Genomic DNA, 24,690 nt, shown 5'->3' with positions numbered 1-24,690 from the left:
TTGTTGTTCCCCTACCAAGTCCCCGGAGTTGTCTCCTGGGGGTTATGAATCGCCCTCGCTATGGGTTCACGAGGGTGAAGATACCAGTGCCATGAGGATTCTGCCGCAGGGGAGGTCTGCTCCCGTTCCTGGGCCCCTCTTGCCAACGATTTTTCCTCAGAAGCCGGTTCTTCCGAAGATTTTCCCGTGACAACGGGGACAAGGACAAAGGCCTCTCCGTCCGCCAGCGCCATGAGCTCGTCATCAAGCTTTTCGACCACGGTGACCGCCTTGCCGCGCCGAAGCAGTCTTGTGCGGCCCCGACTATCCTGAAGACGGTACTTCTGCCCGCCGAAAGCTACGGTGGAATCTCCACAGGCCTTGCGCTGCTCGTGGCGCGCCAGCAGCAGATCGAGATTCGTTCCTTCCACAACAGGCAGAAAAGCGTTTTGCGCTTCGGCCGGAGCTCCGGCAAACTTGGGATTGTGCATCTGCTCCGCATACGTGCCCAGAAAGTCGTTCGCCGCCTCCACGGTACGGATCCCTGCCAAGCGAAAAGCAATCACGAGACGGCTCTGCAGCGTCCTCCACAGTCGCTCGATGCGTCCCTTGGCCTGCGGCGACCGGGCAGCAATGAAGCGCACCCCCAAGGTCTCCAGCACGCGGCCAAACTGGGTCTGGGGCGCGACTTTGCCTTGGAGCTCCTCTTCGATCGTCAGCTTGCCCGTCTTCGGGGAAACGAAGATCGTATGCCGATCCGCGTAGATCGCCCGGGGGACGCCGTGGCGCTCAAGCATCTGTCTCAGAACACGCAAGTAGCCCGACAAACATTCGTTTTTCTCTATCCAAAGCCCCACGACCTCTCCGGTGGCGTCGTCGATGGCTCCATGCAGCGAGCGCATAACGCCGTCCCCGAGCCAATCAAACGGAGATGCGTCCATCTGCACCAAATCTCCCCTCCGACGGCTCCGCTCCCGGCATCTGCGCCCCTTCGGACTTCGGTGACGATGCGCACACGCCACGCCCTGTTCCTTGAGTATCCTGCCGATACTTTTGGCGCTGAGCTCAAGCCCGTACCTGGAAGCGAAAAGTTCTTCCATATGCTGACAGCTCGCCCCTTCAAAGTCACTTTTCGCCTTCTCGGCAACGAACTTACGGATTTCCTGGGCAATTCTCCGATTCGACGCTTTGCCCCGTCCTTTGTGGACAAGGCCCACGGCTCCCTCCTTACGATACCGATTTTTCAGTCGAATCACCTGCCGGTAGCTCAAACCAAGGACTTCTCCCGCCTCCCGAACCGTGAACGCTCCGGCCACTGCCTGCTTGATCACAAACGCTCGCCGCGCTTCCTCTGCCTTCATGAGTACGTCACCACGTGTCTTCATGGGATGACATTTCTATTGTCCCAGACAGGGGTGACAATATCATTGTCCGGTAACATCCCCGCGAGACCGAAAAATCCAAGATCTTCCCCAACGAGGCCTTCGGCTACTGGAAGGTGATTGTGGAACGGCCACTGCGCCTTGCCGTCGACCTGAGCCCGGCCCGGCTGGAACGGTTCGATCGGGCCTGCGCCCAGGCCAAGGAAGAACCGCTGGCCAAGCTGGCCCGCCGCGTGGCCGAGGCTCTTGGAGCCGGGCCGCACATCGATTTCAACGCCTTCATGGACGTCGCCCATGCCGATGCCGACAAGCACGGTGTCAAGCTCACTGCCAAGCGCAAGAAGCTGCTGCAGGGCGAACTTTGCGACACCCGCGAGGACGCCGCGCCGGTGCTGAAGAAGGTCCACAAGCCGGGTAAGGCCACGCCCGACCCCATCCACGGCCTGTTCGAGGCCGAACTGGGCGGCAAGCCCTGCGTGGTCGAATACGAGCCGGATACCGCCCTGCGCGACAGCGAACAGGTGCCGCTGCTGGAAGACGGCGGCATCGAGGCCTTCTTCCGGCGCGAGGTGCTGCCCTACACCTCGGATGCCTGGATCGACCCGGGCAAGACGCTGGTGGGCTACGAAATCTCCTTCACCCGCCATTTCTACCGGCCCGCGCCCATGCGCACCCTCGATGAGATCAAGGCCGATATCTACGCCCTGGAGCAGGAGACGGAAGGCCTTCTGGAACAGATTGTTGGGGAGGCGGAATGATGAAGCTGGCTCCTTATCCAGAATACAAGGACGCGGGAGTAAGCTGGGTCGGGAGCATTCCCGCACATTGGCCTGAGAAGCGGGCAAAGTATTACTTCAAAGAGATTGATGATCGCTCCCAGACAGGCGATGAGGAAATGCTCTCGGTGTCTCACATCACCGGAGTGACTCCCCGCAGCCAGAAGAACGTGACCATGTTCAAGGCCGAGTCGAATGTCGGTCAGAAACGTTGCCAACCCGGCGATCTGATCATCAATACGATGTGGGCCTGGATGTCTGCATTGGGCGTCTCGAACCATGCTGGAATTGTGAGTCCCGCCTATGGCGTTTACCGGCCAAGAAGCAACCAGGATTACGACTACTACTATCTCGACAGCCTGTTGCGGATTGAAGGATATCGGTCGGAATACATTTGCCGGTCAACGGGCATTCGTTCTTCCCGGCTCAGGCTCTATCCCGATAAATTTCTGAGCATGCCGGTGGTCTGCCCTCCGCAGGAAGAGCAGCAAACCATCGCACGATTCCTGAAGGCGCAAGACCGCTTGTTCCGAAAATTTATCCGCAACAAGCGGCGATTCATTGAACTTCTCAAGGAGCAGAAGCAGAACGTCATCAACCAGGCCGTGACCCGGGGGCTTGATCCCAAGGTCCAGTTCAAGCCCAGCGGCGTGGAATGGATCGGAGATATTCCGGAGCATTGGGACGCCAGACGGCTCCGCACGCTGGCGGCGGTCAGGGCCAGTGGCGTCGACAAGAACACGAACGAGGACGAAGTCCCGGTCATGCTCTGCAACTACGTGGACGTTTACAAGAACGACCGCATCACCGCCGCCATCGATTTCATGAAGGCCACGGCCACGCCGGAAGAGATTCGCGCTTTTGAGCTGAAAGCGGGTGACGTGATCATCACCAAGGATTCCGAAAGTTGGGACGACATCGCCATTCCCACTTTCGTGCCCGAGACAATTCCGGGCGTCGTTTGTGCCTATCACTTGGCCTTGATCAGACCGTTCTCAGGTGAAATCGAAGGCGAGTTTCTGTTCAGGGCATTCTCTTCCGACCCGGTGGCTGACCAGTTCCGGATTGCCGCTACCGGCGTGACCCGCTTTGGCTTGGCGCAAGGTGCAATCAAGGGGGCGTTCTTCCCGCTCCCGCCGTTGGAGGAACAGCGGGCGATTATTGCTCACATCAATGAGAAGTGCGCCGAGATAAGCCAGGCGATTTCAAGGGCCGAGCGTGAGATCGAGCTGATGCGCGAATACCGCACCCGGCTGATTTCCGATGTGGTCACCGGGCAGGTGGATGTCCGCGGAATCGAGGTGCCGGAGGTTGCCGATGAAGAGCTGCTGGCGCTGGAAGAGGACACCGCCGATGCCGATGACGTGATCGATGATGAGGGGGACATGGATGAAACCGACTGACACCAGCGAAAAGGGCCTGGAATCGATTATCGTCGCCTCCCTTGTGGAGGATGCCGGATACGTTCAGGGTGATCCGCAGGACTACGACCGGGAACACGCTGTCGACCTGGCCAAACTACTGCAATTCCTCGCCGCCACCCAACCAGATACCTATGAGGCTCTCGGCATCGACGAGGAAGGCCCCAAGCGCACCCAGTTTCTGCACCGCCTGCAGGGCGAAATCGCCAAACGCGGCGTGGTAGACGTGCTGCGCGGCGGCATCAAGCACGGCCCGGCCCATGTGGACCTTTTCTACGGCACGCCGACGCCGGGCAACGTGAAGGCGGCCGAACGGTTCGCGGCCAACATCTTCAGCGTCACCCGCCAGCTTCGCTACAGCCGCAACGAGACCGCGCTCTCCCTCGACATGGCCGTGTTCATCAACGGCCTGCCCATCGCCACCTTCGAACTCAAGAACAAACTCACCAAGCAGACGGTGCTCGATGCCGTGCAACAGTACCAGCGCGACCGCGACCCGAAGGAGCTGCTGTTCCAGTTCGGCCGCTGCGCCGTGCATTTTGCCGTGGACGATCACGAGGTGCGTTTCTGTACCCACCTCAAGGGCAAGGGCTCGTGGTTTCTGCCCTTCGACAAGGGCTACAACGATGGCGCGGGCAATCCGCCCAACCCGGCCGGGCTCGCCACCGACTACCTTTGGAAGGAGACCCTCTCCAAGGAGGGTCTGACCGACATCCTGGAAAACTACGCTCAGGTGGTGGAGGAAAAAGACGAGAAGACCGGCAAAAAGAGGTACAAGCAGATATTCCCTCGCTACCACCAGTTGAAGGTGGTGCGCATGCTGCTGGCCAATGCCGCTGAGAGCGGCATCGGCAGGCGCTACCTGATCCAGCACTCGGCGGGCAGCGGCAAAAGTAACTCCATCGCCTGGCTGGCGCACCAGCTTGTGGGGCTGGAACACGAGAGCAAGGCGTTGTTCGACTCGGTGATCGTGGTCACCGACCGACGGGTGCTCGACAAACAGATCCGCGACACCATCAAGCAGTTCGCCCAGGTCTCCGCCACAGTCGGCCATGCCGAACACTCCGGCGACCTACGCAAATTCCTCAAGGCCGGGAAGAAAATCATCATCACCACCGTGCAGAAGTTTCCGTTCATCCTCGACGAGATCGGTGACGAACACCGCAAGAGCAAATTCGCCATCATCATCGACGAGGCCCATTCCAGCCAGGGCGGCAAAACCACCGCTGCCATGAACCGCGTGCTGGAGGAGACCGCGCCCTATGGCGGCTCTGATGACGAGGAGGAAGAGACGGTCGAGGACAAGATCAACAAGATCATGGAAGGCCGGAAGATGGTGACCAACGCCAGCTACTTCGCCTTCACCGCGACCCCCAAGAACAAGACCCTGGAGATCTTCGGCGAGCCGGACCCGCAGCCGGACGGCACCGTGAAGCATCACCCGTTCCACAGCTACACCATGAAGCAGGCCATCCAGGAGGGTTTCATCCTCGATGTGCTGAAGAACTACACCCCGGTGGAGAGCTATTACCGCCTGGCCAAGACCGTGGAGGACGACCCGCTCTTCGACGCCAACAAGGCCCAGAAAAAGCTGCGCCGCTATGTGGAGTCCCACGAGCACGCCATCCGCGAGAAGGCGGAGATTATGGTGGACCATTTCCACGCCCAGGTGATCGGCCACCGCAAGATCGGCGGCCATGCCCGGGCCATGGTCATCACCAACGGTATCGAGCGGGCCATCCAGTATTTCCACGCCTTCAGGGACTATCTCAAAGAGCGCAAAAGCCCTTACGCACCCATCGTGGCTTTTTCCGGGGAGCACGAGTACGGCGGCAAGAAAGTCACCGAGTCGACGCTGAACGGCTTTCCCAGCAGCCAGATCCCGGACAAGGTACAACAGGACCCGTACCGCTTCCTGATCGTCGCCGACAAGTTCCAGACCGGCTACGACGAACCGCTGCTGCACACCATGTACGTGGACAAGGCGCTCTCCGGCATCAAGGCGGTGCAGACCCTCTCGCGGCTCAATCGCGCCCATCCGCAGAAGCACGACACTTTTGTGCTCGATTTCTACAACGACTCGGAGACCATCCAGAGGTCGTTCGAGCCCTATTACCGCACCACCATCCTCAGTGACGAGACCGACCCCAACAAGCTCCATGATCTGAAGTCGGATCTGGACGGCTACCAGGTCTATTCGCAGGTACAAATCGACGACCTGGTGGGGCTCTATCTGAACGGCGCGGACCGCGACAAGCTCGACCCGATCCTGGATGCCTGCGTGGCCACCTACAACGCCGATCTCGATGAGGACGGCCAGGTGGACTTCAAAGGCAAAGCCAAGGCCTTCGTCCGCACCTACGGCTTTCTGTCCTCGATCCTGGCGTACTCGAATGCCGACTGGGAAAAGCTGTCGATCTTCCTGAACTTCCTGATCCCGAAACTCCCCGCGCCCAAGGAAGAGGACCTGTCCCGGGGCATCCTGGAGGCCATCGACATGGACAGCTACCGTGTCGAGGTGAAAACCAGCCTGAAGATCGGCCTTCCGGATCAGGATGCCGAAATCGGACCGGTGCCGACCACCGGTAGTGGCCGCAAACCGGAACCGGAGCTGGACCAACTGAGCAACATCATCAAGGCGTTCAACGACCAGTTCGGCAACATCGATTGGAAGGACGGCGACAAGATCCGCAAGGTCATTGCCGAGGAGATCCCGGCCAAGGTCGCGGCGGACGCGGCCTACCAGAACGCCATGAAGAACAACGACAAGAAGACCGCCCGGATCGAGCACGACGCCGCGCTGCAACGCGTCATGATCGACCTCTTGTCCGACCACACCGAGCTGTTCAAGCAGTTCAGCGACAACCCGTCGTTCAAGAAATGGCTTGGCGACACCATCTTCGGCGTGACCTATCAGCAACAGGCCGAACAATCCGCAACGGGGGCGAGCCATGGACGTTAAAACGGCCGCCATTCAGGTTTTGCAGCAGGCCGGAACGGAACTGCACGCCAAGGATATCGCCGAGCAGATCATGGCTGCCGGTCTCTGGCAATCCGGAGGGAAAACCCCAGACGCCACTGTCAGCGCCCGGCTCTACTCCGACATCAAGAACAACGGAGACAAGTCACCCTTTGTAAAGGTCGGCCCTCAGACCTTCGCGCTTCGGGATTCCGCTGAAATACCGAGCGGCGCTGAACCGGTTCCTGCGTTCGTCGAGGACACTCCAAAACCGCCTTCTGTAAATGCAGGTTTCTCCTTCACCGATTGCGCTCAGAAAGTGCTTGAGACGTTCGGCGGCAAGAAGCCGATGCATTACAAAGAGATCACCGAGAAGGCCCTGCAAAAAGGCTGGCTGGTAACCGGCGGCAAGACGCCCGAGGCCACCATGTACGCCCAGGTGATCACCGAGATCAAGCGCCAGCAGAAATGTGGTGAGCGGCCCCGCTTCGTTCAGCACGGCCGTGGCAATGTGGGCCTGAGCCAATGGATGGGGCGTGGGTTGGCGTTCCAGATCGAGCAGCACAACCACCAGGTCCGGAAAGTCTTGCGCGAACGACTGCTGGCCATGAAGCCCGGCGAGTTCGAGGAACTTATCTCGCAGTTGCTGGCGGAGATGGGTTTCGAGATGGTCGAGGTAACCAAACTCAGCGGAGACGGCGGCATCGATGTCCGGGGCACCTTGGTGGTCGGTGACGTGGTCCGCATCAAGATGGCCGTCCAGGTCAAGAAATGGAAGCTCAAGAACAACATCCAGGCTCCGGTGGTACAGCAGGTGCGCGGCAGTTTGGGGGCGCACGAGCAAGGCCTGATCATCACCACCAGCGACTTCAGTGCCGGAGCCATCAAGGAAGCGGCCCAGTCCGACAAGACCCCAATCGCCCTGATGAACGGGGAACAGCTTGTAATGCTGCTGATGGAACACGGCATCGGCGTCCATCGCTCGACGCCTGATCTTTTTGAAATTGATGAAGAGTGTGCCGTAAGAGCTGAAACAGAATGAATTTGCTGTGATGAGACGGGAATGCCTTGGGAATCAGAACAAAATAAATATGAGAGAAACATGCATATGACGTTATTGGAAAGGTATCGCTATTACGGCGAAATGATCGTGAATTTTTTCAGGTTGGATCTCCAGCTGCATTTTTTCTGGGGATTTGTTTTGACCCTTTGTGGTGTGTATTGGCAGCCGCTTTTACTCTCGGGGCTGATCGTCACGGTTGTCAAGGAGGCGCTGGACGTCTGGAGCAAAGGCCACTGGAGCTGGGGCGATTTCTGGTGCGGCATCGGTGGATGCGTTTTGGCATTGGGTTTTTTAATGTCTGTTGAACTTATTTCCTGGGACGAATGGTGGATGTTGTCAATACAACACAGATGAGAGCAAAGCAGCAAATCGAAATAGTCGTAATTTTGAAGGCATCCATGCCGTATAGGAGAAAATAAAGGGATGGAAATGATCGTTGAGTTTTGGAGTTCGCATTCGGAGAGCATTATCGGTATCGGGTACAACGCCCTGTTGTGCCTTATCATTCTTTTTGCCAGCACTATTGTCGCCAAAGGTGTCAGGCGTTCGATCAGAAAGGCAAAGGATCGCTTTGAAAAGCTTGACGCCACTCTGGTGCCCATCCTCTGCGCGACGGCTACCTATGTGATTTACATCATTGGCGGCGTGTTCATTCTTGATATTTTCGGTGTGAATACGGCGAGCATCATTGCCTTGCTGGGTGCTGCCGGCATCGCCGTCGGCCTGGCGCTCAAGGACACTTTAAGCAATATCGCGGCCGGGATCATGCTGCTGTTTCTGCGCCCATTCCGGACCGGTGATTTTGTCGAGATCGGTTCTGTCATGGGGTCCGTCAAAGAGATCAATCTTTTCACCACCATTCTGGAGACATTCGACGGCCTTTACATCGCCTCGCCCAACAGCGTGATCTGGGGAAGTAGCATTAAAAATTACACGCGCAACGGCAAACGCCGCATGGATATCGTGATTGGAATCGCCTACTCCGATTCCATAGATGCCGGACTAGACGTCTTGAAAAAAATTGCACGGGAAGAACCGCGTTTTTTGAATGACCCGGCTCCGGAGACGATGGTTGTTTCCATGGCGGAAAGTTGCGTAAATCTCCAGCTCCGGGGATGGGCGGCAATTGACGACTATTGGCCAACCTACTGGGACCTGAACAAGCGCGTCAAAGAGGAAATCGAGAAGGCCGGACTGACCATTCCATTTCCGCAACGAAGCGTCCATGTGGTCACAGGTCCTGGAACCATCGATGTGGCGGAGGCTGGCGCATGATGCTCGCCTTTGCCAATGTTGCATCAAGCAATGCCCTTCGGGTTTGGCGCGAAAGCCTTCTCCCTCTTTTGCTGGCGACCGGGCTGGCCGTGCTTCTTTCCGGCTGCGAGAATACCGACATGCAACTGGCCACCGAGGCTGGAGTTGACGCCATTAAAGCCGTCACCCTTTCCGACCAGGATGTGGCGGAGCTGGCCGGAAAATCTTCCGCGTTAATGGACAACGAACATGCGGTCGCTCCGGCTGAAAACCACTATGCACAGCGGTTGCGGTCGCTGGTCGGCGATCTGCATGAGCAGGATGGCTATACCTTCAACTACAAGGTGTATTTGCGCGACGAGGTGAACGCCTTCGCCATGGCTGACGGATCGATCCGGATTTTCAGCGGGCTAATGGATATGCTTGATGACGGCGAACTTCGATTTGTGATCGGCCACGAAATGGGTCACATCGTGAAACAGCACACCGCCAACCAGTTGCGTCTTGCCTATGCCGCCAGCGCCGTGCGCAAGGGGCTGGCGGCGCAAGAAGGTGTGGTGGCGGATATTGCCCGCTCGCAACTGGGAGGGTTGGTTCAACGCTTGACTGCGGCGCAATTCTCGCAGCTTGAAGAAAAGGTGGCGGATGACTATGGCTTGTCGTTCCTCAAGGCGCGGGGTTATGCGCCGGAGGATGCGGTTTCGGCCTTGAACAAACTCGCTGCTCTGGGCAGCGGCCATTCCTTTCTTTCCAGCCATCCCGATCCGGCTTTGCGGGCCGAACGAATAATGCTGCAGATTCAAGGCAAGGCCCTTTCCATTGAAGAGACACAGGAAAATATACTGACAATGATGAAACAGAAAATGATCGAATGGTACAGCCTTTTGCGGGACATGGTCATGGGGCTGTTCAAGAGCCTCACTGGGCAAACTGATATGAAAAGGGGAGTGGCATGACACTCGCCTTTGTTGCTGTGATTTTTGGCCTGGCGCTGCTGGTCTGGAGCGCCGACCGTTTTGTGGAGGGATCTGCCTCCACCGCCCGTCATTTCGGCATGCCGCCGCTGTTGATCGGCATGGTGATCGTGGGTTTCGGCACCTCCGCGCCGGAGATGGTGGTGTCGGCACTGGCCGCCTCGCAGGGCAATCCGGGCATCGCGCTGGGCAACGCCTACGGGTCGAACATCACCAACATCGCCCTGATCCTGGGGGTGACCGCACTGATCAGCCCTATAGCCGTCCATTCGCAGGTGCTGCGCAAAGAGCTGCCCATCCTCACGGTGGTGACTGCACTGGCGGCCTGGCAACTCTGGGATGGCAAAATAACCCGGCTTGATGCCATCGTGTTGCTGACCGTGTTCGGCGGCCTGATGGCCTGGACCATCTGGCAGGGTATGCAGAAAAAAGCCGATGCGCTGGGGAGCGAGATGGAGCAGGAACTCGACGTTCGCGCCATGCCCATTCGCCGTGCGGTCTTCTGGCTGTCAGTGGGCCTGGTGCTGCTCGTCGTCAGCTCCCGCATCCTGGTCTGGGGCGCGGTGGAGATCGCTCATGGATTCGGGGTCAGCGACCTGATCATCGGCTTGACCATCGTCGCGGTGGGCACCTCGCTGCCGGAACTGGCCTCGTCGATTATCGCCACCCGCAAGGGGGAACATGACATCGCGCTGGGCAACGTTCTTGGGTCCAACCTGTTCAACACCCTGGCGGTGGTGGGGATCGCCGGTGCGATTCACCCGATGGCGATCGGACCGGAAGTTTTCAACCGCGACATGATGGTGATGGCTGGGCTGACCCTTTCGCTCTTCGTGTTCGGCTACGGATTCCGTGGACCGGGACGTATCAACCGCCTTGAAGGCGCGGTGCTGCTGGCCTGTTACGTGGGCTATACGGCCTACCTGATCACAACGATTCTGGCATGAAGGGCAGGTCGGTGAGCGTAAAAGGGCTGGACCCCTCGCAGCAGTCTACCAAAAGGGCGATTTCGGTCCGCTGGACGGCTTACGCTTTCCTGTTTCTTGCGTTGAGCTGTGGCGTGCCTTTGTTTATCTATCGGCAGGTTGGCGCACAGTCGTTTTCCATTAATGAGCATCTGTGGTCCTGGCCGGTTCTTTCTGCACTTGCCATGCTTCTGACGATTTATTTTGTCAGTGATGCACTGCGCCTGCACTTCATTCTCAAGGCGTCGGGGCACAATCTCGCCGCTGGAAACCTCGGCAAGTTGACGTTCATCAATATCCTGTTTTCCAATATCACCCCCATGGCGACTGGCGGAGGTTTTGCCCAGGTCTGGTTTCTTTATCGGCGCGGCGTTTCGATTGGCACGGCCACGGCGGCGACGACCATCCGAACGTTTATCGCAATGTTCCTGATTTTTCTCCCCGTACCGTTCCTTATCGCGGGACTGCCGTATTTCCGGGATGGTGGAATGATGTCCAGTATAGGCTGGATTTTGGCCAGCGTCGCCATCGGCTATCTCGCCTGTTTCCTGGTGTTGCTGTTCCGTCTGCGCTGGCTGCTGCGGCTGTTCGACCTGACTGCCAGAGGCCTGGCCTGGCTGCGTCTCACCAGCCCTGAAAGAACGCGGCGAATCAAAGCGAAATTTCTCAGGGAAGCGGTACGATTCTCGCGATGCTTGAAGATTTACGTTCAGGGGGACAGAAAAGACGTCTTCCTCTCCGTTTTCTTTACCTTTATCTTCCTCCTTTCTCTGTTTTCGTTCCCCTCTGTACTGTTCTGGGGCGCGGGCTATCAGACGAATTACTTTACGACCACCGGCCTGCTGGTGGTGTCGACCTGTATCATGTATTTCGCTCCGTCGCCAGGAGGAGCTGGATTTGCCGAGGGCGTTTTCGGATTGTTTTTCGCTTCGCTCGTTCATGCGTCCGAACTGGTCGGCATCATACTGGTCTGGCGGTTTTTGACGATTTATCTCGGCATGCTCATCGGTGTCCCCGTGACCCTGCATGAACTGGCCCGCCGGAGGATGGGCAATGGCTAGATTGTCGTGGTGGCGGGCGCTCTTCTATCTGAACCTGGTCATTCTGTTCCTGGTCATTTTCTATAAGATCTATCTCAATTTCTTTGAACAGGATTACGGTGCCGTCCATGCTGAACAGGTAGAGCGCATTGAATCGATTCTGCATGGAGAAGACACGTTCAGTTTTGCCGTTGTCGGCAACATCAATAACTCAGTTGGTATTTTTGAGCGGAAAATCATCCCCGAACTCAACCGGAGCGATGTGGCCTTCGTCGTCTCCGCTGGAAACGCGGTCAGCGGTGCGGGCGAAGATAAATACCGCGCCCTGCACCGGACCTTGGGGCATCTTGAAAAACCCTATCTCCTGACGTTTGGCGATAACGAGCACGGCGCGTTTGGCGGTTTCCGCTACTATGACCACTACGGGCCATATGTTTTCGCATTTTCAGCGGGGAACAGCAGGTTTATCTTTCTCGACAGTTCCGGAAAAACCTCCTTTAAGTGGCAGGCCCGCTGGCTGGAGGAAGAGCTTGACGTCGCGCCGAATCAGAATGTGTTCCTTTTCGTCGGGCATCCGCTATTGCCGGTGGATAAAACGGGCGCTTTTGACTTCGGTGATGATGATCTGGCAGACGAAGAGTTTCGCAGCCTGCTCATGCCCATGTTCCGTGATTCGCGGATAAAAGCGGTCTTCTCGTCGAATCTGCCGCTCTTTTCAGCCCAGGAATACAACGGCACTCCTTTTGTGGTGACGGGTGGCGCAGGGGGGTTTGTTCTCAACAATGAGCGCAGTTTTTATCATTACGTGAAGGTCCAGGTCAGCCGGAGCCAGGTGGATATCGAACCTGTCCGGCTGAATGTCGGACAACACAAGGTCTTTCGTACCGTTGAAAGTATCTGGTTCTTTATTCATTCGCTGTTCTATGTCGGTTATCTCAATTACCTGCTTATTGTCTGCTTTCTCATGGTCAGCGCCTACTGGCTGTATTCACTCCTGCTGAGAGAACGGGATTATTATCCTGATTTCAATCATCCATCCGAACCGACTCTTGATCGAGAGATCAAGGTCGCCATGTTCACCAATAACTATCTCCCCTTTATCGGCGGGGTTCCGATTTCGATCCATCGACTCTCTACAGCTCTCAAAGAGCTGGGGCATAACGTCCTGATTTTGGCACCACAATACGAACAAAGCGCAGAGCCGCCGGAGGAACGTGATGTCTTCAGGCTTCCTTGTCTTTTCAGGCAAACGGCCGCCAAGGGGATCGTGGTGCCAAACATTTTCTCCCTGGCGGCAATCAGAAAAGTGCGCGAATTTGCTCCTGACGTGATTCATATCCATCATCCCTTCTGGATGGGCACGGCAGGGCTCTGGATGGCAAGGCGATTAAAGATACCAGCGGTCTACACCTACCATACACGGCTGGAACATTATTCTTACGCGGTCCCTTTGCCCAAAGCCCTGTTTCGTAATTTTCTTTCCCACGCGCTGGTACGGCGGCTCGGCAACCGATGCAACGCCATCGTCGTTCCCACGGAAGCTTCTGAGCATTATCTTCGCATGATTGGCGTGAAGACTCCCGTGTTCGTCGTGCCTACAGGTATCGAAACCGACAAGTTCGCCGAACTGTCTGAACTGGAAGGAGCCCGATTGCGCACTGAGCTTGGCATAGCAAACGATGAACTGGTGCTGTTGAGTGTTTCCAGATTGAGCACCGAGAAAAATATAAGCTTCATGCTCGAAGCGGTTTCCCTCCTGACAAAGCACTGTTCGCGAAAATTCAAACTTGTTCTTATTGGTGAAGGCCCTGAGCGGGAACGTCTATATCAAATGGTCGAGACTTTAGGTTTGCAGGATACCGTGCTCTTTCCAGGCGCGGTTCCTCCCGAAACCATGCCAGCCTACTACAGCCTGGGCGATATCTTTGTTTTCGCCTCCACCTCGGAAACACAGGGGATGGTTATCCTTGAAGCGATGGCAAGCGCAATGCCCGTTGTGGCGATCAGGGCCAGCGGCATCGATGATTTTGTTATTGAAGGCATGACCGGATTTAAAACGATGCAGAATATTTCCGCATGGACAGAAAAAGTTCAGCTCCTGCTGGAAAATGACACGTTGCGACACGAGTTGTCCGGCCATGCGGCGTCAATGGCAAGCAGGTTTGGAATAGACGAGTTTGGCAAAAAAATGATACGAGTTTATGCTCATGTTTTATTTACCAGAAAGGAGATGTTCCATGAAATGCCCGGTATGCAAAGACACCAATCTGGTCATGACGGAAAGACAGTCCATTGAAATCGACTATTGCCCTGAATGTCGCGGGGTATGGCTGGATCGTGGCGAGCTGGACAAGATCATCGAACGGTCGACGCAGGAGGCGGCACCGGTCCGGAAAGAACCTTATCAGGATCTGGGGCGCGACCAGCAGCGTTATCCCCAGGGGGACCGCCATCACGAGTACAAACACAAGCACCACAAGCGAAAGACTCTGCTTGGCGAACTGTTTGATTTCTGATTTGGGAACCGAACCGGCGTCCGAAAACCGGATTCGAAGTTGTTGCGGTTCGACGCCAGGTATCCGGTTTTACTGCAAACCCGTCACCCTCGTCCGGTGCCGGGAAATCAGGGGAGAAATTCGTTTCTCTGGTCGGGTTGGTGGGAAATGGTTGTGTGAGATGACTTCGGCGTTTATTATCAAGGAGTTGCGAGGAGCGCGGGCTTTGAGACTGTTTTGCGGTAAGTCGGCGTTCCCTCCACCATGCAATCAAAGGCGGTCAAGTCAGAACGACTTGGCCGCTTTTTTTTGAGTTGACCGACACTCACCTGCTAGCTGGCTCGATGCCGCTCTGCTCCTGTTATGAAGCCCGAGGCTTAGAAGGATTTTTCTTCTGAGCCTTTTTTTGTGGAATGCATAAAGCTGCATATGCGGTCGGGGGTGAAAAATATCGCTGAATCAGGCAAGGGCGATCGGGTATTATTGCGGGTGACAGTCATGGTCAGGAAAATAGCAAAGAAGCCGGAGCGCTTTTCTTTTTGGTATGTGTTGATCTTGTTGCGGTGAAATTCCGTTGCCTCCGGTTTCTGACTTAATCCGGCGCTCAGGCTTTACATAAAATGTATCTAGCTGTATAATATGAAGATACGTGTTGTATCCAGATTGTTAATGTTGTCTCCCGCCCCTGTTTATTGTTTTTATCGCCAGGAGTTTACTGCCATGCGTGTGTATGCCGCCTTTGCAGCCCTCTGTGTTTTCATCTTCCATTTTTCTGTACCTGCTCTGGCTGGCGAGACATCGACGCCTGCAGGTCCCGATTGGAATAAGACATACGTTGGCATTGCCATCGGGGCGGGGTATGGTGAAGCAGACCATACTCTGGGTCTTGGCGGAAGCTATTTTAATATTCAGGACCGTGCCCAGCTTGACCCCATGGGCTCGCGAGACCAATCTGAAGTCATGCCTGCCGCATCGGTGTTTGCTGGTATCAATCATCAGTGGGGCAATCTGGTTCTCGGTCTTGAAGGTGAATTCACCTATGCTCCCTTTGAAAAAAAGTATGATTCCGGGCGTACCGAGTATGATTCCATCGGGGGCGTTTTTTTCAACCTGCGCTCCCGCGTGACTTCTGAGTGGATGGCAAGCCTCAGACCCCGACTGGGTTATGCGTTCGGCAATTCTCTTGCATACATCACTGCCGGCCCTGCTCTGTCTAAATTCAGTTACCGCTTTCATTTTGATGATGACAACCTTGGCGGAAACACATCCACGGTCAATAAGGAAGAGTTTCGTCTGGGCTGGACTGCCGGAATTGGTTGCGATTACGAATTGGAAAACGGCTGGGCAATCAGAACAAGCTACCAGCATTATGAATTCTACGACATTGCCAGCTCTGCGCCTTCCTTTACCAAAGGCGCCTTTCAGGGTGATTTGAAGAACTCACTCGACTACAAGTCGGATGTCTTTCTTATCGGCATCCTGAAGACTTTTTAATCTCTAGGAATCAGGTGATGCTTGGCCTGCGCAACGCGAGCACTGCAGAGCCGGACAGTCCGTTGCCGCATCTGGGCACTGATGAGCACTGACCACGCCTTTTAGCTGAGTAGCTCTGGCAACGGGTTTTTGTTTTCTGCAAATACTGATTCCTGAATGATATTCAGAGCGTCGCAGGCTCAATTCCCTTGAGGTCTATCAGGCATTCTTAAAAACGGCCGGGCAGTGTGTTGCTGCCCGGTATTTTTGTTTATTCGGGACAGCGTTGTGGTCAGCATATTGGTATAATATGATGTGATTGGTCTGGTGTTCGTGCCTGATGCTCAAAGAAAGGGGAATTTACATAGCAAGTTAGAAAACGAACTGAAGTTAATATTTCAAATTTCCGCTGGTCAGCGAGTCCATATACGGTAATCCTCCCATTTTTAGGAGGCCTGAAAAGTAGAGGCTATGCAGTCATTCTCAGTTTTTGGGCAGGGGTGATCCCCCCAATTTCCATGTTAGGTCGCTCATTGTTGTAGGTCCATAACCAGTTGGTGGCATGGTCCTGTACCTCTTGAATGCTTGAGAACAGAAACTGCCCAAGCCAATCGTAGCGGACGGTCCGATTGTACCGCTCCACGTAAGCGTTCTGCTGAGGTTGCCCTGGTTGAATATGTTCAATGCGTATTCCCTGACTGGCAGCCCACATCAGCAGTTTGTTACTGATGTACTCCGGCCCGTTGTCACAACGAATCGACTCCGGCTTTCCCCGCCATTCAATGACCTGTTCAAGGCTTCGGATTACACGCTCTGCGGGCAGGGAGAAATCCGCTTCTATGGTCAGTCCCTCACGGTTAAAATCGTCAATCACATTGAACAACCTGAAGCTACGTCCGCTTTGCAACTGATCGTGCATGAAATCCATCGACCATGACTGATTGACCCGCTGCGGTTGCCCAAGCGGCTCCGGCTTTTCCCGGACAATGCGTTTCTTAGGTTTGATGCGCATGTTGAGTTCCAGCTCGCAGTATATTCGGTACACGCGCTTGTGGTTCCATCGATAGCCCCTGACATTACGCAAATGCAGGAAACACAGGCCGAACCCCCAGTTACGCTGGTTGTCCGTCAAACGAATAAGACAATCTGCAATTAGTTCGTTCTCAGCTGAAAGTTTCGGCTCGTACCGAGAGCATGTCTGGCTGATATTGAATGCTTCACAGACTTGCCGGATATTCAGTTGTTTCTCTTGAACGGCTTTCTTGGCCATCTCGCGGCGACGAGACGGCCTTACCAGTTTTTTGCCAGAGCCTCTGCAACGACCTCGGCCTCCATCTTTTCTTCGGCATACATCCGCTTGAGCAGCTTGTTTTCGCGTTCAAGCTCTTTCATGCGCGCCATCAGCGACGCATCCATACCGCCAAACTTTGCTCGCCACTTGTAGAACGTGGCACTGCTCATGCCATGCTCGCGGCAGAGTTCGGGTACAGGAACGCCGTTCTCGGCTTGCTTCAAAATGTTCAGGATTTGACTGTCGGTGTAGCGAGATTTCTTCATGTAGGATCTCCTCATCAGGGGTTACGAGAAAATTCTGCTTTTCAGAAGCAACATTTTTCTGGGGGATTACCGTTGACTTATACACACGTGAGTATGTATAGCTGAAGGAGAAGCATCTTCTTCTAACGCTCCGATTATTAGGGTTTACTTTCCAAGAAGGACGAAGCCACACCAAGGTTTATGATAGCCACGGTAATAAAGTTTCAACCATCCCGAGGCATAAAGAAATAAAAGATCATTTGGTTCGGGTGATTGGAAAGCAAGTCGGAAAAAAAATTATAGTAGTGTGTGGGGGGGATTCCCCCCCCACACACTACTAAATACAAAAGGGTATTATGGAAAAATTATATTACGGTGTTTTTATCCCTGCAATTGAGGGTGGTTACGTTGTAACCTTTCTAGAGTGCCCAGCCATAGGTACCCAAGGTGAAACACTTCAGGAAGCCTACAGGAACGCTTTAGATGTACTGAATATTGAGGCTGAGGAACAAGCCAAAAAGCGACAGGAAATGCCGGAACCAGCTCCCTATGAAGCTGTGGTCGCTTATGCCTCTGAAGAGATGAAAGGGGAGGGGGTAGATTGCTCGCGCGAGTTCCGCTTGCAGCTGGTGCCCGTGCCAACGGCAGACGCAACCCCTGTTAGAATTAATATTTCACTTCCTCGGTATATCCTTGAGGATCTGGACAGAAAAGCAAGGTCAAAGGGGTTTGGGCGTTCTCAGTTTGTTGCTTTTTTGACGCAAAAATTTGCAAGCTAGTTTTCGACCGGATCATAAACACTTACGGCTGGAGGAAAGAAAATGGTAGCGTTATCAATTCAGCGTTATGATGATGGTTCTTATGATGTTTTAGTAAATAGCCCGGCTGAATTGCTGGCGTACTGCCTTGCAGGAGAGATAACCGTTTTTGATACAGAAATACGCCTTCAAGGATTGGCGGCTGATCATGTTTACAAATGAATGGCCCTGATGATTACTATCCGGGCCATGGTGTTGCTCTTGTGTGCCCGCAGTGCCAGTGTACTCTTCTGCGTGTCCGCTACTTTTTACGCATCCAGAATATGCTTCCCACAGGGGGGCGGCCCTGCAGCGTTGTTACGGCCTGCAGAGGTTGCAGGGCAGGGTGCAACTCCGGCTGTGAGGACAAATAGTACGAAGGCAGCAGGATGTCGAATGCGGTAGCCCCGAACAGCAGTACGCAGGCCAGCAGGTATTGTTCGTTATAGTAGCGGCGTTCCCAGCCGGGCGGATAGTCCATGGGCAGGCATATGTCATGGATGCCGATAAGGCATCCGGCCGGAAGTATGGGAAGAATATCGAGAAAAAAGACGGTGACATCTGAATTTTGCAGCGCGCGGTGACTGCAGTCTACAAAAAGAATATCCTCTGCGGTTACGGTGTCGAAAAAAGCGATATCCAGCGATTCGAGCGAATGGCGCAGCGTACGGTGACACAGGCTGTCCACTTCGCTTCTGGGCTGCGGGTCTATGGAGAAAATGCGTGTGGCAAGCCCGTGATCGCGCACGGCCCGCGCTGCGAATTTTGTGGAATGGCCGGAACCTACCTCTATAAACCGGCGGGGAGCATGTTTTGTCAGTGCCGTATATATGCTCATGCCGTCCAGTACAGGCAGCCAGTTGTTGTTCCAGCGCGGTTCCGGTGAATCTTCGGGAGCGTCAAAAGGAATTTTTGCAAAAGAAGGCGCCAGAGACGCAATATTTTCCAGAAATGGCAGGTAGTTCTGCCGGCATGAGCGGAAAAGCGTTTCCAGAGCCTGATGAGGGGGCTTACCGTGTCCCCACCGGATTTTGGGTTCAACAGGATATGGGTCGTCAACAAGCAGCAGAGAGCCGCGGGCCTGCATAGCTGCGATATCGGTGATGGAGATACTTTTCATATGGTTTCCGGCTGTTGCGTTGTTGTGAGGACACCCTGGTAATGCGGCGGTTGGCGCGACAGCAAATATACAAATCATAATATAATAAAATATATGATAATATTTTATCCACATGCTTGTATCTCATCGCGGAGTCCTTCCTGCCTGTTTATGCCGTATTGCTCCGGCAGGCTTCCGTGTGGCCTGCGGGATGTTGCCCCGCTCTGAACTGCATAAAACGGTTCCGCCGGTGGCCGCTGTATACCGAACGCATGGTCGTTGCAGGGACATGGTCCGGCCCGTATGCCGTGCCGTATTGTATTGGAAAAATCTTACGGCATGACAGTATGATGGCGCATGTAACAACCCGTCGAGGCGCATAATTACAACCGGCAGTGATGCAGCGGTGGCGTGCTTTTTCTACGGTCTGTATTGTCCGTAAAAAAACGCGGCCCCGACTGTAAGGTCAGGGCCGCGGGACAAGACAGAGTGAGCTTGTGTGTGGCTACAATACCTTAAAGCTGCCGAGAGGCTTTTTCTGTGCATCCAGCAGATGAACCGAGCAGGCAATGCAGGGATCGAATGAATGAATGGTGCGCAGAATTTCCACAGGGCGGTCCGGGTCGGGACACGGGCATCCGATAAGTGACTGCTCGCCCGCGCTCAGTTTTCCGTTGGCGCAGCGGGGCCCCAGATTCCATGTAGAAGGTACGACCATCTGGAAGTTGTGTATTTTAGCTTCCTTGATGTCTATCCAGTGCGACAGGGCGCCGCGGGTTACACAGCAAAAGCCCACGCCGCGGGCGGAGTCCGGCATTTTCCATTCTGTGTATATGGTGTCTTCACCGGCTTTGATGCGTGCTTCGGTATCGTCAATCCAGCCCTGCATGCGCCTCATAAGCATGGTTGTTTCTACCACACGGCATACGGTACGGCCCATGGTGGAAAACAACTGATCAGGCTTCATGCCGGAATCTTTGAAAAAAGTATCCAGCATGGTTCTTGTTTCCTGCTCTTTACGGGCGTAGGCCAGCGCGCGCCGTGCCAGCGGGCCGGTCTCCATTGCTTCATTTTTGTAGCGCGGAGCCTTGGACCAGGAATACTTCTCCTTGTCCTCATATGATGTGTAGTGCGGCTCTGTAGCGCCTTCATAGGGCGTGCGCGGGGTATCGCCTTCGTACCAGCTGCGCGCCACATGTTCGTTGATATGGCCGGGGTCCAGCTCTTCGTGCTTTGTAAGATCGTTGCCCCACAGCACGCCCGAAGTGAAGTACGGATCTTTGCCTGTTACCGGATCATGAAAATCTGCAAAGGCAAAGAAGTTGGATGTTCTGCCGTAGGCCAGCGCTTCAGGGTAGCGTCTGGTCATCAGCAGGATGTCGGGCATCATGGCGTTTTCAACAAACTCCTTGCAGTGTTCCCAGATCTTGCGGAAGTGTCCGATAACTTCCGGACGCAGGCTGTCGTAGCAGGTCATGCCGCCCACAACCATACTTTGCGCATGCGGGTTTTTACCGGCAAAGAGCGCCATGGCTCTGCCCAGTTCCAGCTGAATGCGCAGCCCTTCAAAGTAGTGGGCCGACATTATCAGGTTTTCTTCCGGACTCAGCTTGTACGCATCGTTGCCGCCCAGAAAGTATGCCTTTTCCAGAAATCCCAGCTGTCCCGATTTCACAAACTCCTTCAGCCGCTTCTGAATGATGAAAAGCTCTGAAGGGTCGTCGCTTCTGTTGCTGGTGCTGCCCACAATTTTACCGGCCTTGGCCGGATCGGCCGTGGTGGCTGCGGCAACATCAATCCAGTCCAGCCCGTGCAGGTGGTAAAAGTGCACCAGATGGTCATGCACGATAAGCGCGGAGAGAATAAGGTGGCGCATGAGCTGTGCCAGCGGAGGGACTTTGATCTCAAGTGCGTCTTCGATGGCGCGGATGCTGGTCAGCGCATGGGTGTTTGTGCATACGCCGCAAGCACGCTGGGTAAACAGCGGGGCATCTTCCGGCGGTCTGCCTTTCAGAATCATCTCAATGCCTCTGAAAAGCTGTGTGCTTACCCATGCATCTTTGACTTTGTTGTTTTCCAGTTCCACCTCGATCTTGAGGTGCCCTTCGATCCGCGTCACCGGATCGACGATCAGCCTTTTGCCGGTGTGGTTCATTTTTTTCTGACTCATTCGGTCTTATCTCCTTTCGGGCGGCGCGGGTTAGCTTTCGGGGCCGTCTTCAATGGGGTGGAAAAAGGGTGAGTATTTGTCCCAGAAGTTGGGTTCGCTGCAGCCTATACAGGGGGCTCCGGCCTTTACCGGCCAGTTGACCTGATTGAAAAGCGCTGTGGGGCAGTTGTTATAGGTGTATGGCCCTTTGCAGCCCAGCTGATACAGGCACCAGCCTTTTTTGGCTTCGGGACTGCCAAAGCCCGGGGCAAATTCGCCTTTGTTAAAATGCTTCTGCCGCGGGCAGTGGTCGTGCACGGTATCACCGTAAAACAGCAGCGGGCGGTTCCAGGTATCAAGTTCAGGCATACCCTTGGTAAGCAGGTGCACCACTGTGCCCACAAAGTTCATGGGGTTGGGCGGGCAACCGGCAATGTTGATGGCATTCACCCCCACGGCTTTCAGGGCTTCGTTCACCCCTTTGGCTCCCGAAGGATTGGGCGCGGCAGCCTGCACACCGCCAAAACAGGCACAAGACCCCATGGCGATGGTGGCCATGGCTTTGGAGGCCACGCGCGCACACAGCTGAAACATGGTTTCTCCGCCCACTTTGCCGTATTCTCCGCCATGACGGGTGGGTATGCCGCCTTCGATGACGCAGATATATCCTTCCGGATTGATAAGGGCTTTTTCCAGCGCTGCGTGGGCTGCATCGCCTGCGGCAGCCATGACGGTCTCGCAATAGTCCAGCGAGATGGTGTTCATGATTATTTCGTCAAAATACGGCTCATACGCTCTGAGCAGTCCTTCTGTGCAGCCGGTGCATTCCGCGCAGTGCAGGTACACCACCGAAGGGCGTTTTTGGGTCATCAGCGCATGGGCTATCTGCGGGGCAAATGCGGGCCCCATGCCCAGAAAAGTAGCCATGACACCGCAGAACTTCATAAAATCACGGCGGCTGACCTCTCTGGTTCCTACGGTCATTTTCAGTGCATCAAATCTGTTACCGTTGGGCATGATATCCTCCTGTGGCTACCGGGGCTTGTGGCAGGCAGAGGTGCAGCCCACCGGATTTTTGCCGCCTTTGCTGCGCATCAGCGTGTGACAGCCCAGACAGCTGGGCGGACCGTCGGAGTGCCATGCCCGGTAAAAACCGGACTCGTCTGTGGGGTCATCGCTTTTATGGCATTGGGTGCAGGGCACAAATTTGCCCAGAGTCTTGTCTGATTCCTTGTGGTGACACTGGTTGCAGGAAACTCTGATGGCGTGTGCCCCGTGGGTAAAGTTGACCTTGGTGACCCACGAATTCAGCTTTTCATAATTGGCAGGCCGTTCAATGACGATTTTGTCGGGAACATCATAAGCCAGCAGCGGGGCCGCGGCGATGAGCAACACCGCCAGCGCCGCGGCGGCGTATAACAGAAGCCTGTGAGCCATGGTTCCTCCGTGGAAGATGGTTACTATGATGCAACCATCATACGCTCCGTTACCGGCTGTTAAATTATACATATCAGTCTGAGGATAACTTTTTTCTGCTTAAGGAACCGGAGGGGATGGCCGCAGAAAGCAGCCAGAGTGCCGGAGTGCGCCTTTGCGGGGGGGGAGGCGGTGCGCGGCGCATCAGCTGTGTACTGAATGGAAAATGGGAATAAGCAGGCGCGGGCGGAACGTGATAACGCACGCAACGGCACGCGGACACCGGAGAAGGAAAGGAGTGAAGGAAGTCCGGCAAGCGCGCCGGTGCGGTGAAAGTCAGACGGCGGGTACAGGCTCTGTACAGTCGGCGGCATGCACGGTGTACGAACTTTCCACCCTGTTTCTTCCGCCTGCCTTGGCTTTATACAAAGCCTGATCGGCACGGCCGAGTGCTCTGGTGATGTCGGGTTCTTCCGGCAGCATATTGGCAATGCCTATACTGACGGTGACAGCGATGGAAGCGCCGCCCAGCTGAAGGGGGCATGCGGCAACCTCCCTGCGGAGTCTTTCGGCCAGACATACAGCACCCCGTTCGTCCGAAGGCTGCAGCAGCGCGACAAACTCTTCTCCGCCGAAGCGGAACAGTTGATCTGTGCCTCTGAACTGTTTTTGCAGTATGGCGGCAAAATGCCGGAGCAGGGCGTCACCTGCAGGATGGCCGAACTTGTCATTGACGGATTTGAACCGGTCAAGGTCCATCACAAGTATGACCAGCGGTTCACACAGGCGGTGCAGGCGGGCCACATGATGGGCTGCGGCCGTGTATAGAGCCCGCCGGTTGCCCAGTCCGGTCAGCGGGTCTGTCCGGGCTTCCTTTTCCAGCATCTGTACCAGCCGTTCATTGATCATGCTGCTGACTCCCATCATCAGCATGATGCCGAAAACCAGAGAGACAAGAACGGAAAATTTGATAAGCGGGCCGGCCTGCAGATACTCCACAGAACTCTGCTGGCTCAGCAGGCTGACTGTTCCGTAAATAATGCTGTATGAGCCGTGCAGCAGGCAGCTGATGCCTGTTATTTTGCAGAATGTGACGTCTTTTACGCGAACAAGCGTGTATCCGCAGAGAAGTCCTATTATGCCGACAAGAGTATTGACAATGAATATCCGTATGAAAATATTATTGTCGATGGCAACATAGTATGTATAGGTGCAGGCTGATGCAGCTATGATAGCGGCGATAAAAGACCACTGGCGTTTTGTCAGTTTTTCTTTGCCAAGAAATACTCTTACCCAGTTATATATTATAATAAGAAAAAGTAGTGCAAGTGAGTTGCCGAAAAGTACTGAGTAGACTGTTGGTATATAGCCTCTTGTAAAAAAGCTTACCATGCTTATAAGTCCGCAACCGAATCCGGCAATAAGCCATTTTACACCATCTACAGGAACTTTTCTTGTATACATATAATACGAAAAGCCCGTGGCGATAAGAAATACAAGAGCATTGAGTATGAGAACTGTGCGGATGTCTATCATGATATGGTGCTATAATGTGCGTTGTGTGGAGGCACTATACCGGTATTTGCGCGCCTGACAAGACAAGACAAGGCGTCCTCTGTTCCGTGGCAGACGGCCCGGAAAGGTGCTGCCATACGGACAGGCGGATATGTTTACCATATCGGGCGATGAAAAAATTAAACTTATAATCTGCCCGCCGGAGGCGTCTTCAGGTGTGGTTGCTTCATGTCTCCGACGAGCAAGGGGAATGATCCCCCTTGCATCCCCGGTTGTGCCACAGGCCGTTCGGTCAGCTGTGAGCTTGCGGGCGTACGGGGCGGCATTGCCGGTACGGAGCAAGGCAGTACAGCGCGCTGCAGGCTTATCTGTGGAGTGTGCGAGGCGCGCGTTGAGG

22 protein-coding genes are annotated in these 24,690 nt (G+C 55.0%); 15 read left to right on the top strand and 7 right to left on the bottom strand.

Annotated elements, in window-relative coordinates; all coding sequences use genetic code 11:
• Positions 1-11: 11 nt before the first annotated feature.
• Positions 12-1,364 carry an ISNCY family transposase gene (locus tag ACZ5D1_RS16165; RefSeq protein WP_011366651.1) on the bottom strand — a complete coding sequence of 451 codons (1,353 nt, stop codon included), beginning with the start codon at positions 1,362-1,364 and terminating at the stop codon, positions 12-14.
• Positions 1,365-1,483: 119 nt separating this feature from the next.
• Here ACZ5D1_RS16165 and ACZ5D1_RS16160 point away from each other — a divergent pair, with 119 nt between their 5' ends.
• The 12 genes from ACZ5D1_RS16160 to ACZ5D1_RS16105 all read left to right on the top strand — a co-directional run bounded on the left by ACZ5D1_RS16160 (position 1,484) and on the right by ACZ5D1_RS16105 (position 15,802).
• Complete coding sequence (locus tag ACZ5D1_RS16160) at positions 1,484-2,119, top strand: hypothetical protein (protein WP_464555483.1); 636 nt, start codon at positions 1,484-1,486, stop codon at positions 2,117-2,119.
• Positions 2,116-3,540 carry a restriction endonuclease subunit S gene (locus tag ACZ5D1_RS16155; protein ID WP_011367782.1) on the top strand — a complete coding sequence of 475 codons (1,425 nt, stop codon included), beginning with the start codon at positions 2,116-2,118 and terminating at the stop codon, positions 3,538-3,540. Before ACZ5D1_RS16160 ends, ACZ5D1_RS16155 begins: the two co-directional genes overlap by 4 nt.
• Positions 3,527-6,520: a type I restriction endonuclease subunit R gene (locus ACZ5D1_RS16150; protein ID WP_011367781.1), complete on the top strand. Its 2,994-nt coding sequence runs from the start codon at positions 3,527-3,529 to the stop codon at positions 6,518-6,520. The genes ACZ5D1_RS16155 and ACZ5D1_RS16150 overlap by 14 nt, the downstream gene beginning before the upstream one ends.
• Positions 6,510-7,559: an HTH domain-containing protein gene (locus ACZ5D1_RS16145; RefSeq protein ID WP_011367780.1), complete on the top strand. Its 1,050-nt coding sequence runs from the start codon at positions 6,510-6,512 to the stop codon at positions 7,557-7,559. Before ACZ5D1_RS16150 ends, ACZ5D1_RS16145 begins: the two co-directional genes overlap by 11 nt.
• Positions 7,560-7,580: 21 nt before the next feature.
• The gene (locus ACZ5D1_RS16140) at positions 7,581-7,934 is read left to right on the top strand and encodes a hypothetical protein (RefSeq protein ID WP_193339707.1); all 354 of its coding nucleotides are present in this window, start codon (positions 7,581-7,583) and stop codon (positions 7,932-7,934) included.
• 69 nt (positions 7,935-8,003) lie between these two features.
• On the top strand, positions 8,004-8,855 hold the full coding sequence (locus ACZ5D1_RS16135) for a mechanosensitive ion channel family protein (protein ID WP_011367778.1): 852 nt from the start codon (positions 8,004-8,006) through the stop codon (positions 8,853-8,855).
• Positions 8,852-9,790, top strand: a complete 939-nt coding sequence (locus tag ACZ5D1_RS16130) for a M48 family metallopeptidase (protein ID WP_011367777.1) — start codon at positions 8,852-8,854, stop codon at positions 9,788-9,790. The genes ACZ5D1_RS16135 and ACZ5D1_RS16130 overlap by 4 nt, the downstream gene beginning before the upstream one ends.
• Positions 9,787-10,755 (top strand): calcium/sodium antiporter, encoded by a 969-nt coding sequence (locus ACZ5D1_RS16125; protein WP_011367776.1) that lies wholly within the window; start codon positions 9,787-9,789, stop codon positions 10,753-10,755. Before ACZ5D1_RS16130 ends, ACZ5D1_RS16125 begins: the two co-directional genes overlap by 4 nt.
• On the top strand, positions 10,752-11,834 hold the full coding sequence (locus tag ACZ5D1_RS16120) for a lysylphosphatidylglycerol synthase transmembrane domain-containing protein (RefSeq protein ID WP_011367775.1): 1,083 nt from the start codon (positions 10,752-10,754) through the stop codon (positions 11,832-11,834). The genes ACZ5D1_RS16125 and ACZ5D1_RS16120 overlap by 4 nt, the downstream gene beginning before the upstream one ends.
• Positions 11,827-14,109: a glycosyltransferase gene (locus ACZ5D1_RS16115; protein ID WP_011367774.1), complete on the top strand. Its 2,283-nt coding sequence runs from the start codon at positions 11,827-11,829 to the stop codon at positions 14,107-14,109. The genes ACZ5D1_RS16120 and ACZ5D1_RS16115 overlap by 8 nt, the downstream gene beginning before the upstream one ends.
• Complete coding sequence (locus tag ACZ5D1_RS16110) at positions 14,051-14,329, top strand: TFIIB-type zinc ribbon-containing protein (RefSeq protein WP_011367773.1); 279 nt, start codon at positions 14,051-14,053, stop codon at positions 14,327-14,329. The genes ACZ5D1_RS16115 and ACZ5D1_RS16110 overlap by 59 nt, the downstream gene beginning before the upstream one ends.
• Positions 14,330-14,947: 618 nt before the next feature.
• Positions 14,948-15,802 carry an outer membrane protein gene (locus ACZ5D1_RS16105; protein WP_464555480.1) on the top strand — a complete coding sequence of 285 codons (855 nt, stop codon included), beginning with the start codon at positions 14,948-14,950 and terminating at the stop codon, positions 15,800-15,802.
• Between the two features lie 448 nt (positions 15,803-16,250).
• Here ACZ5D1_RS16105 and ACZ5D1_RS16100 read toward each other — a convergent pair.
• Positions 16,251-17,338, bottom strand: a protein-coding gene (locus ACZ5D1_RS16100; protein ID WP_464555479.1) for an IS3 family transposase whose coding sequence is annotated in 2 segments (ribosomal slippage) — positions 16,251-17,086 and positions 17,086-17,338 — 1,089 coding nt in all. Because the reading frame shifts where the segments join, the coding sequence is not laid out codon by codon here.
• Positions 17,339-17,439: 101 nt separating this feature from the next.
• Between ACZ5D1_RS16100 and ACZ5D1_RS16095 the strand changes: the two genes are divergently transcribed.
• From ACZ5D1_RS16095 to ACZ5D1_RS16085, 3 genes are read left to right on the top strand one after another with little or no spacing between them, the layout of a single operon-like run.
• Positions 17,440-17,658, top strand: coding sequence for a type II toxin-antitoxin system HicA family toxin (locus ACZ5D1_RS16095; protein WP_464556567.1), 219 nt, complete (start codon positions 17,440-17,442; stop codon positions 17,656-17,658).
• 15 nt (positions 17,659-17,673) lie between these two features.
• Positions 17,674-18,096 (top strand): type II toxin-antitoxin system HicB family antitoxin, encoded by a 423-nt coding sequence (locus ACZ5D1_RS16090; RefSeq protein ID WP_464555477.1) that lies wholly within the window; start codon positions 17,674-17,676, stop codon positions 18,094-18,096.
• 42 nt (positions 18,097-18,138) lie between these two features.
• Positions 18,139-18,297, top strand: coding sequence for a hypothetical protein (locus ACZ5D1_RS16085; protein WP_155891413.1), 159 nt, complete (start codon positions 18,139-18,141; stop codon positions 18,295-18,297).
• Positions 18,298-18,376: 79 nt separating this feature from the next.
• On the opposite strand, the gene ACZ5D1_RS16080 is transcribed toward ACZ5D1_RS16085, so the two are convergent.
• The 5 genes from ACZ5D1_RS16080 to ACZ5D1_RS16060 all read right to left on the bottom strand — a co-directional run bounded on the left by ACZ5D1_RS16080 (position 18,377) and on the right by ACZ5D1_RS16060 (position 24,314).
• Entirely contained in the window at positions 18,377-19,234 is an 858-nt protein-coding gene (locus tag ACZ5D1_RS16080) for a class I SAM-dependent methyltransferase (protein ID WP_464555476.1), read from the bottom strand.
• Positions 19,235-19,718: 484 nt separating this feature from the next.
• Positions 19,719-21,383, bottom strand: a complete 1,665-nt coding sequence (locus ACZ5D1_RS16075) for a nickel-dependent hydrogenase large subunit (RefSeq protein WP_011369403.1) — start codon at positions 21,381-21,383, stop codon at positions 19,719-19,721.
• A gap of 30 nt (positions 21,384-21,413) precedes the next feature.
• On the bottom strand, positions 21,414-22,379 hold the full coding sequence (locus tag ACZ5D1_RS16070; protein ID WP_464555475.1) for a hydrogenase small subunit: 966 nt from the start codon (positions 22,377-22,379) through the stop codon (positions 21,414-21,416).
• 15 nt (positions 22,380-22,394) lie between these two features.
• Positions 22,395-22,799, bottom strand: coding sequence for a cytochrome c3 family protein (locus ACZ5D1_RS16065; protein WP_011369401.1), 405 nt, complete (start codon positions 22,797-22,799; stop codon positions 22,395-22,397).
• A 315-nt stretch (positions 22,800-23,114) separates the two neighbouring features.
• Positions 23,115-24,314, bottom strand: a complete 1,200-nt coding sequence (locus ACZ5D1_RS16060; protein ID WP_464555473.1) for a GGDEF domain-containing protein — start codon at positions 24,312-24,314, stop codon at positions 23,115-23,117.
• Positions 24,315-24,690 lie beyond the last annotated feature (376 nt).

Source organism: Oleidesulfovibrio vietnamensis (assembly GCF_055388115.1).
This window is presented reverse-complemented; position numbering and strand designations above follow the sequence as displayed.

What these genes read in the sequence shown, in the direction of transcription:
- ACZ5D1_RS16140 (WP_193339707.1), top strand. Translation starts at nt 7,581, where the DNA reads ATGCCTTGGGAATCAGAACAAAATAAATATGAGAGAAACATGCATATG.
- ACZ5D1_RS16085 (WP_155891413.1), top strand. Translation starts at nt 18,139, where the DNA reads ATGGTAGCGTTATCAATTCAGCGTTATGATGATGGTTCTTATGATGTT.
- ACZ5D1_RS16145 (WP_011367780.1), top strand. Translation starts at nt 6,510, where the DNA reads ATGGACGTTAAAACGGCCGCCATTCAGGTTTTGCAGCAGGCCGGAACG.
- ACZ5D1_RS16110 (WP_011367773.1), top strand. Translation starts at nt 14,051, where the DNA reads ATGAAATGCCCGGTATGCAAAGACACCAATCTGGTCATGACGGAAAGA.
- ACZ5D1_RS16105 (WP_464555480.1), top strand. Translation starts at nt 14,948, where the DNA reads ATGAAGATACGTGTTGTATCCAGATTGTTAATGTTGTCTCCCGCCCCT.
- ACZ5D1_RS16120 (WP_011367775.1), top strand. Translation starts at nt 10,752, where the DNA reads ATGAAGGGCAGGTCGGTGAGCGTAAAAGGGCTGGACCCCTCGCAGCAG.
- ACZ5D1_RS16070 (WP_464555475.1), bottom strand. Translation starts at nt 22,379, where the DNA reads ATGCCCAACGGTAACAGATTTGATGCACTGAAAATGACCGTAGGAACC.
- ACZ5D1_RS16090 (WP_464555477.1), top strand. Translation starts at nt 17,674, where the DNA reads ATGGAAAAATTATATTACGGTGTTTTTATCCCTGCAATTGAGGGTGGT.
- ACZ5D1_RS16060 (WP_464555473.1), bottom strand. Translation starts at nt 24,314, where the DNA reads ATGATAGACATCCGCACAGTTCTCATACTCAATGCTCTTGTATTTCTT.
- ACZ5D1_RS16165 (WP_011366651.1), bottom strand. Translation starts at nt 1,364, where the DNA reads ATGAAGACACGTGGTGACGTACTCATGAAGGCAGAGGAAGCGCGGCGA.
- ACZ5D1_RS16065 (WP_011369401.1), bottom strand. Translation starts at nt 22,799, where the DNA reads ATGGCTCACAGGCTTCTGTTATACGCCGCCGCGGCGCTGGCGGTGTTG.
- ACZ5D1_RS16135 (WP_011367778.1), top strand. Translation starts at nt 8,004, where the DNA reads ATGGAAATGATCGTTGAGTTTTGGAGTTCGCATTCGGAGAGCATTATC.
- ACZ5D1_RS16155 (WP_011367782.1), top strand. Translation starts at nt 2,116, where the DNA reads ATGATGAAGCTGGCTCCTTATCCAGAATACAAGGACGCGGGAGTAAGC.
- ACZ5D1_RS16080 (WP_464555476.1), bottom strand. Translation starts at nt 19,234, where the DNA reads ATGAAAAGTATCTCCATCACCGATATCGCAGCTATGCAGGCCCGCGGC.
- ACZ5D1_RS16150 (WP_011367781.1), top strand. Translation starts at nt 3,527, where the DNA reads ATGAAACCGACTGACACCAGCGAAAAGGGCCTGGAATCGATTATCGTC.
- ACZ5D1_RS16075 (WP_011369403.1), bottom strand. Translation starts at nt 21,383, where the DNA reads ATGAGTCAGAAAAAAATGAACCACACCGGCAAAAGGCTGATCGTCGAT.
- ACZ5D1_RS16125 (WP_011367776.1), top strand. Translation starts at nt 9,787, where the DNA reads ATGACACTCGCCTTTGTTGCTGTGATTTTTGGCCTGGCGCTGCTGGTC.
- ACZ5D1_RS16115 (WP_011367774.1), top strand. Translation starts at nt 11,827, where the DNA reads ATGGCTAGATTGTCGTGGTGGCGGGCGCTCTTCTATCTGAACCTGGTC.
- ACZ5D1_RS16130 (WP_011367777.1), top strand. Translation starts at nt 8,852, where the DNA reads ATGATGCTCGCCTTTGCCAATGTTGCATCAAGCAATGCCCTTCGGGTT.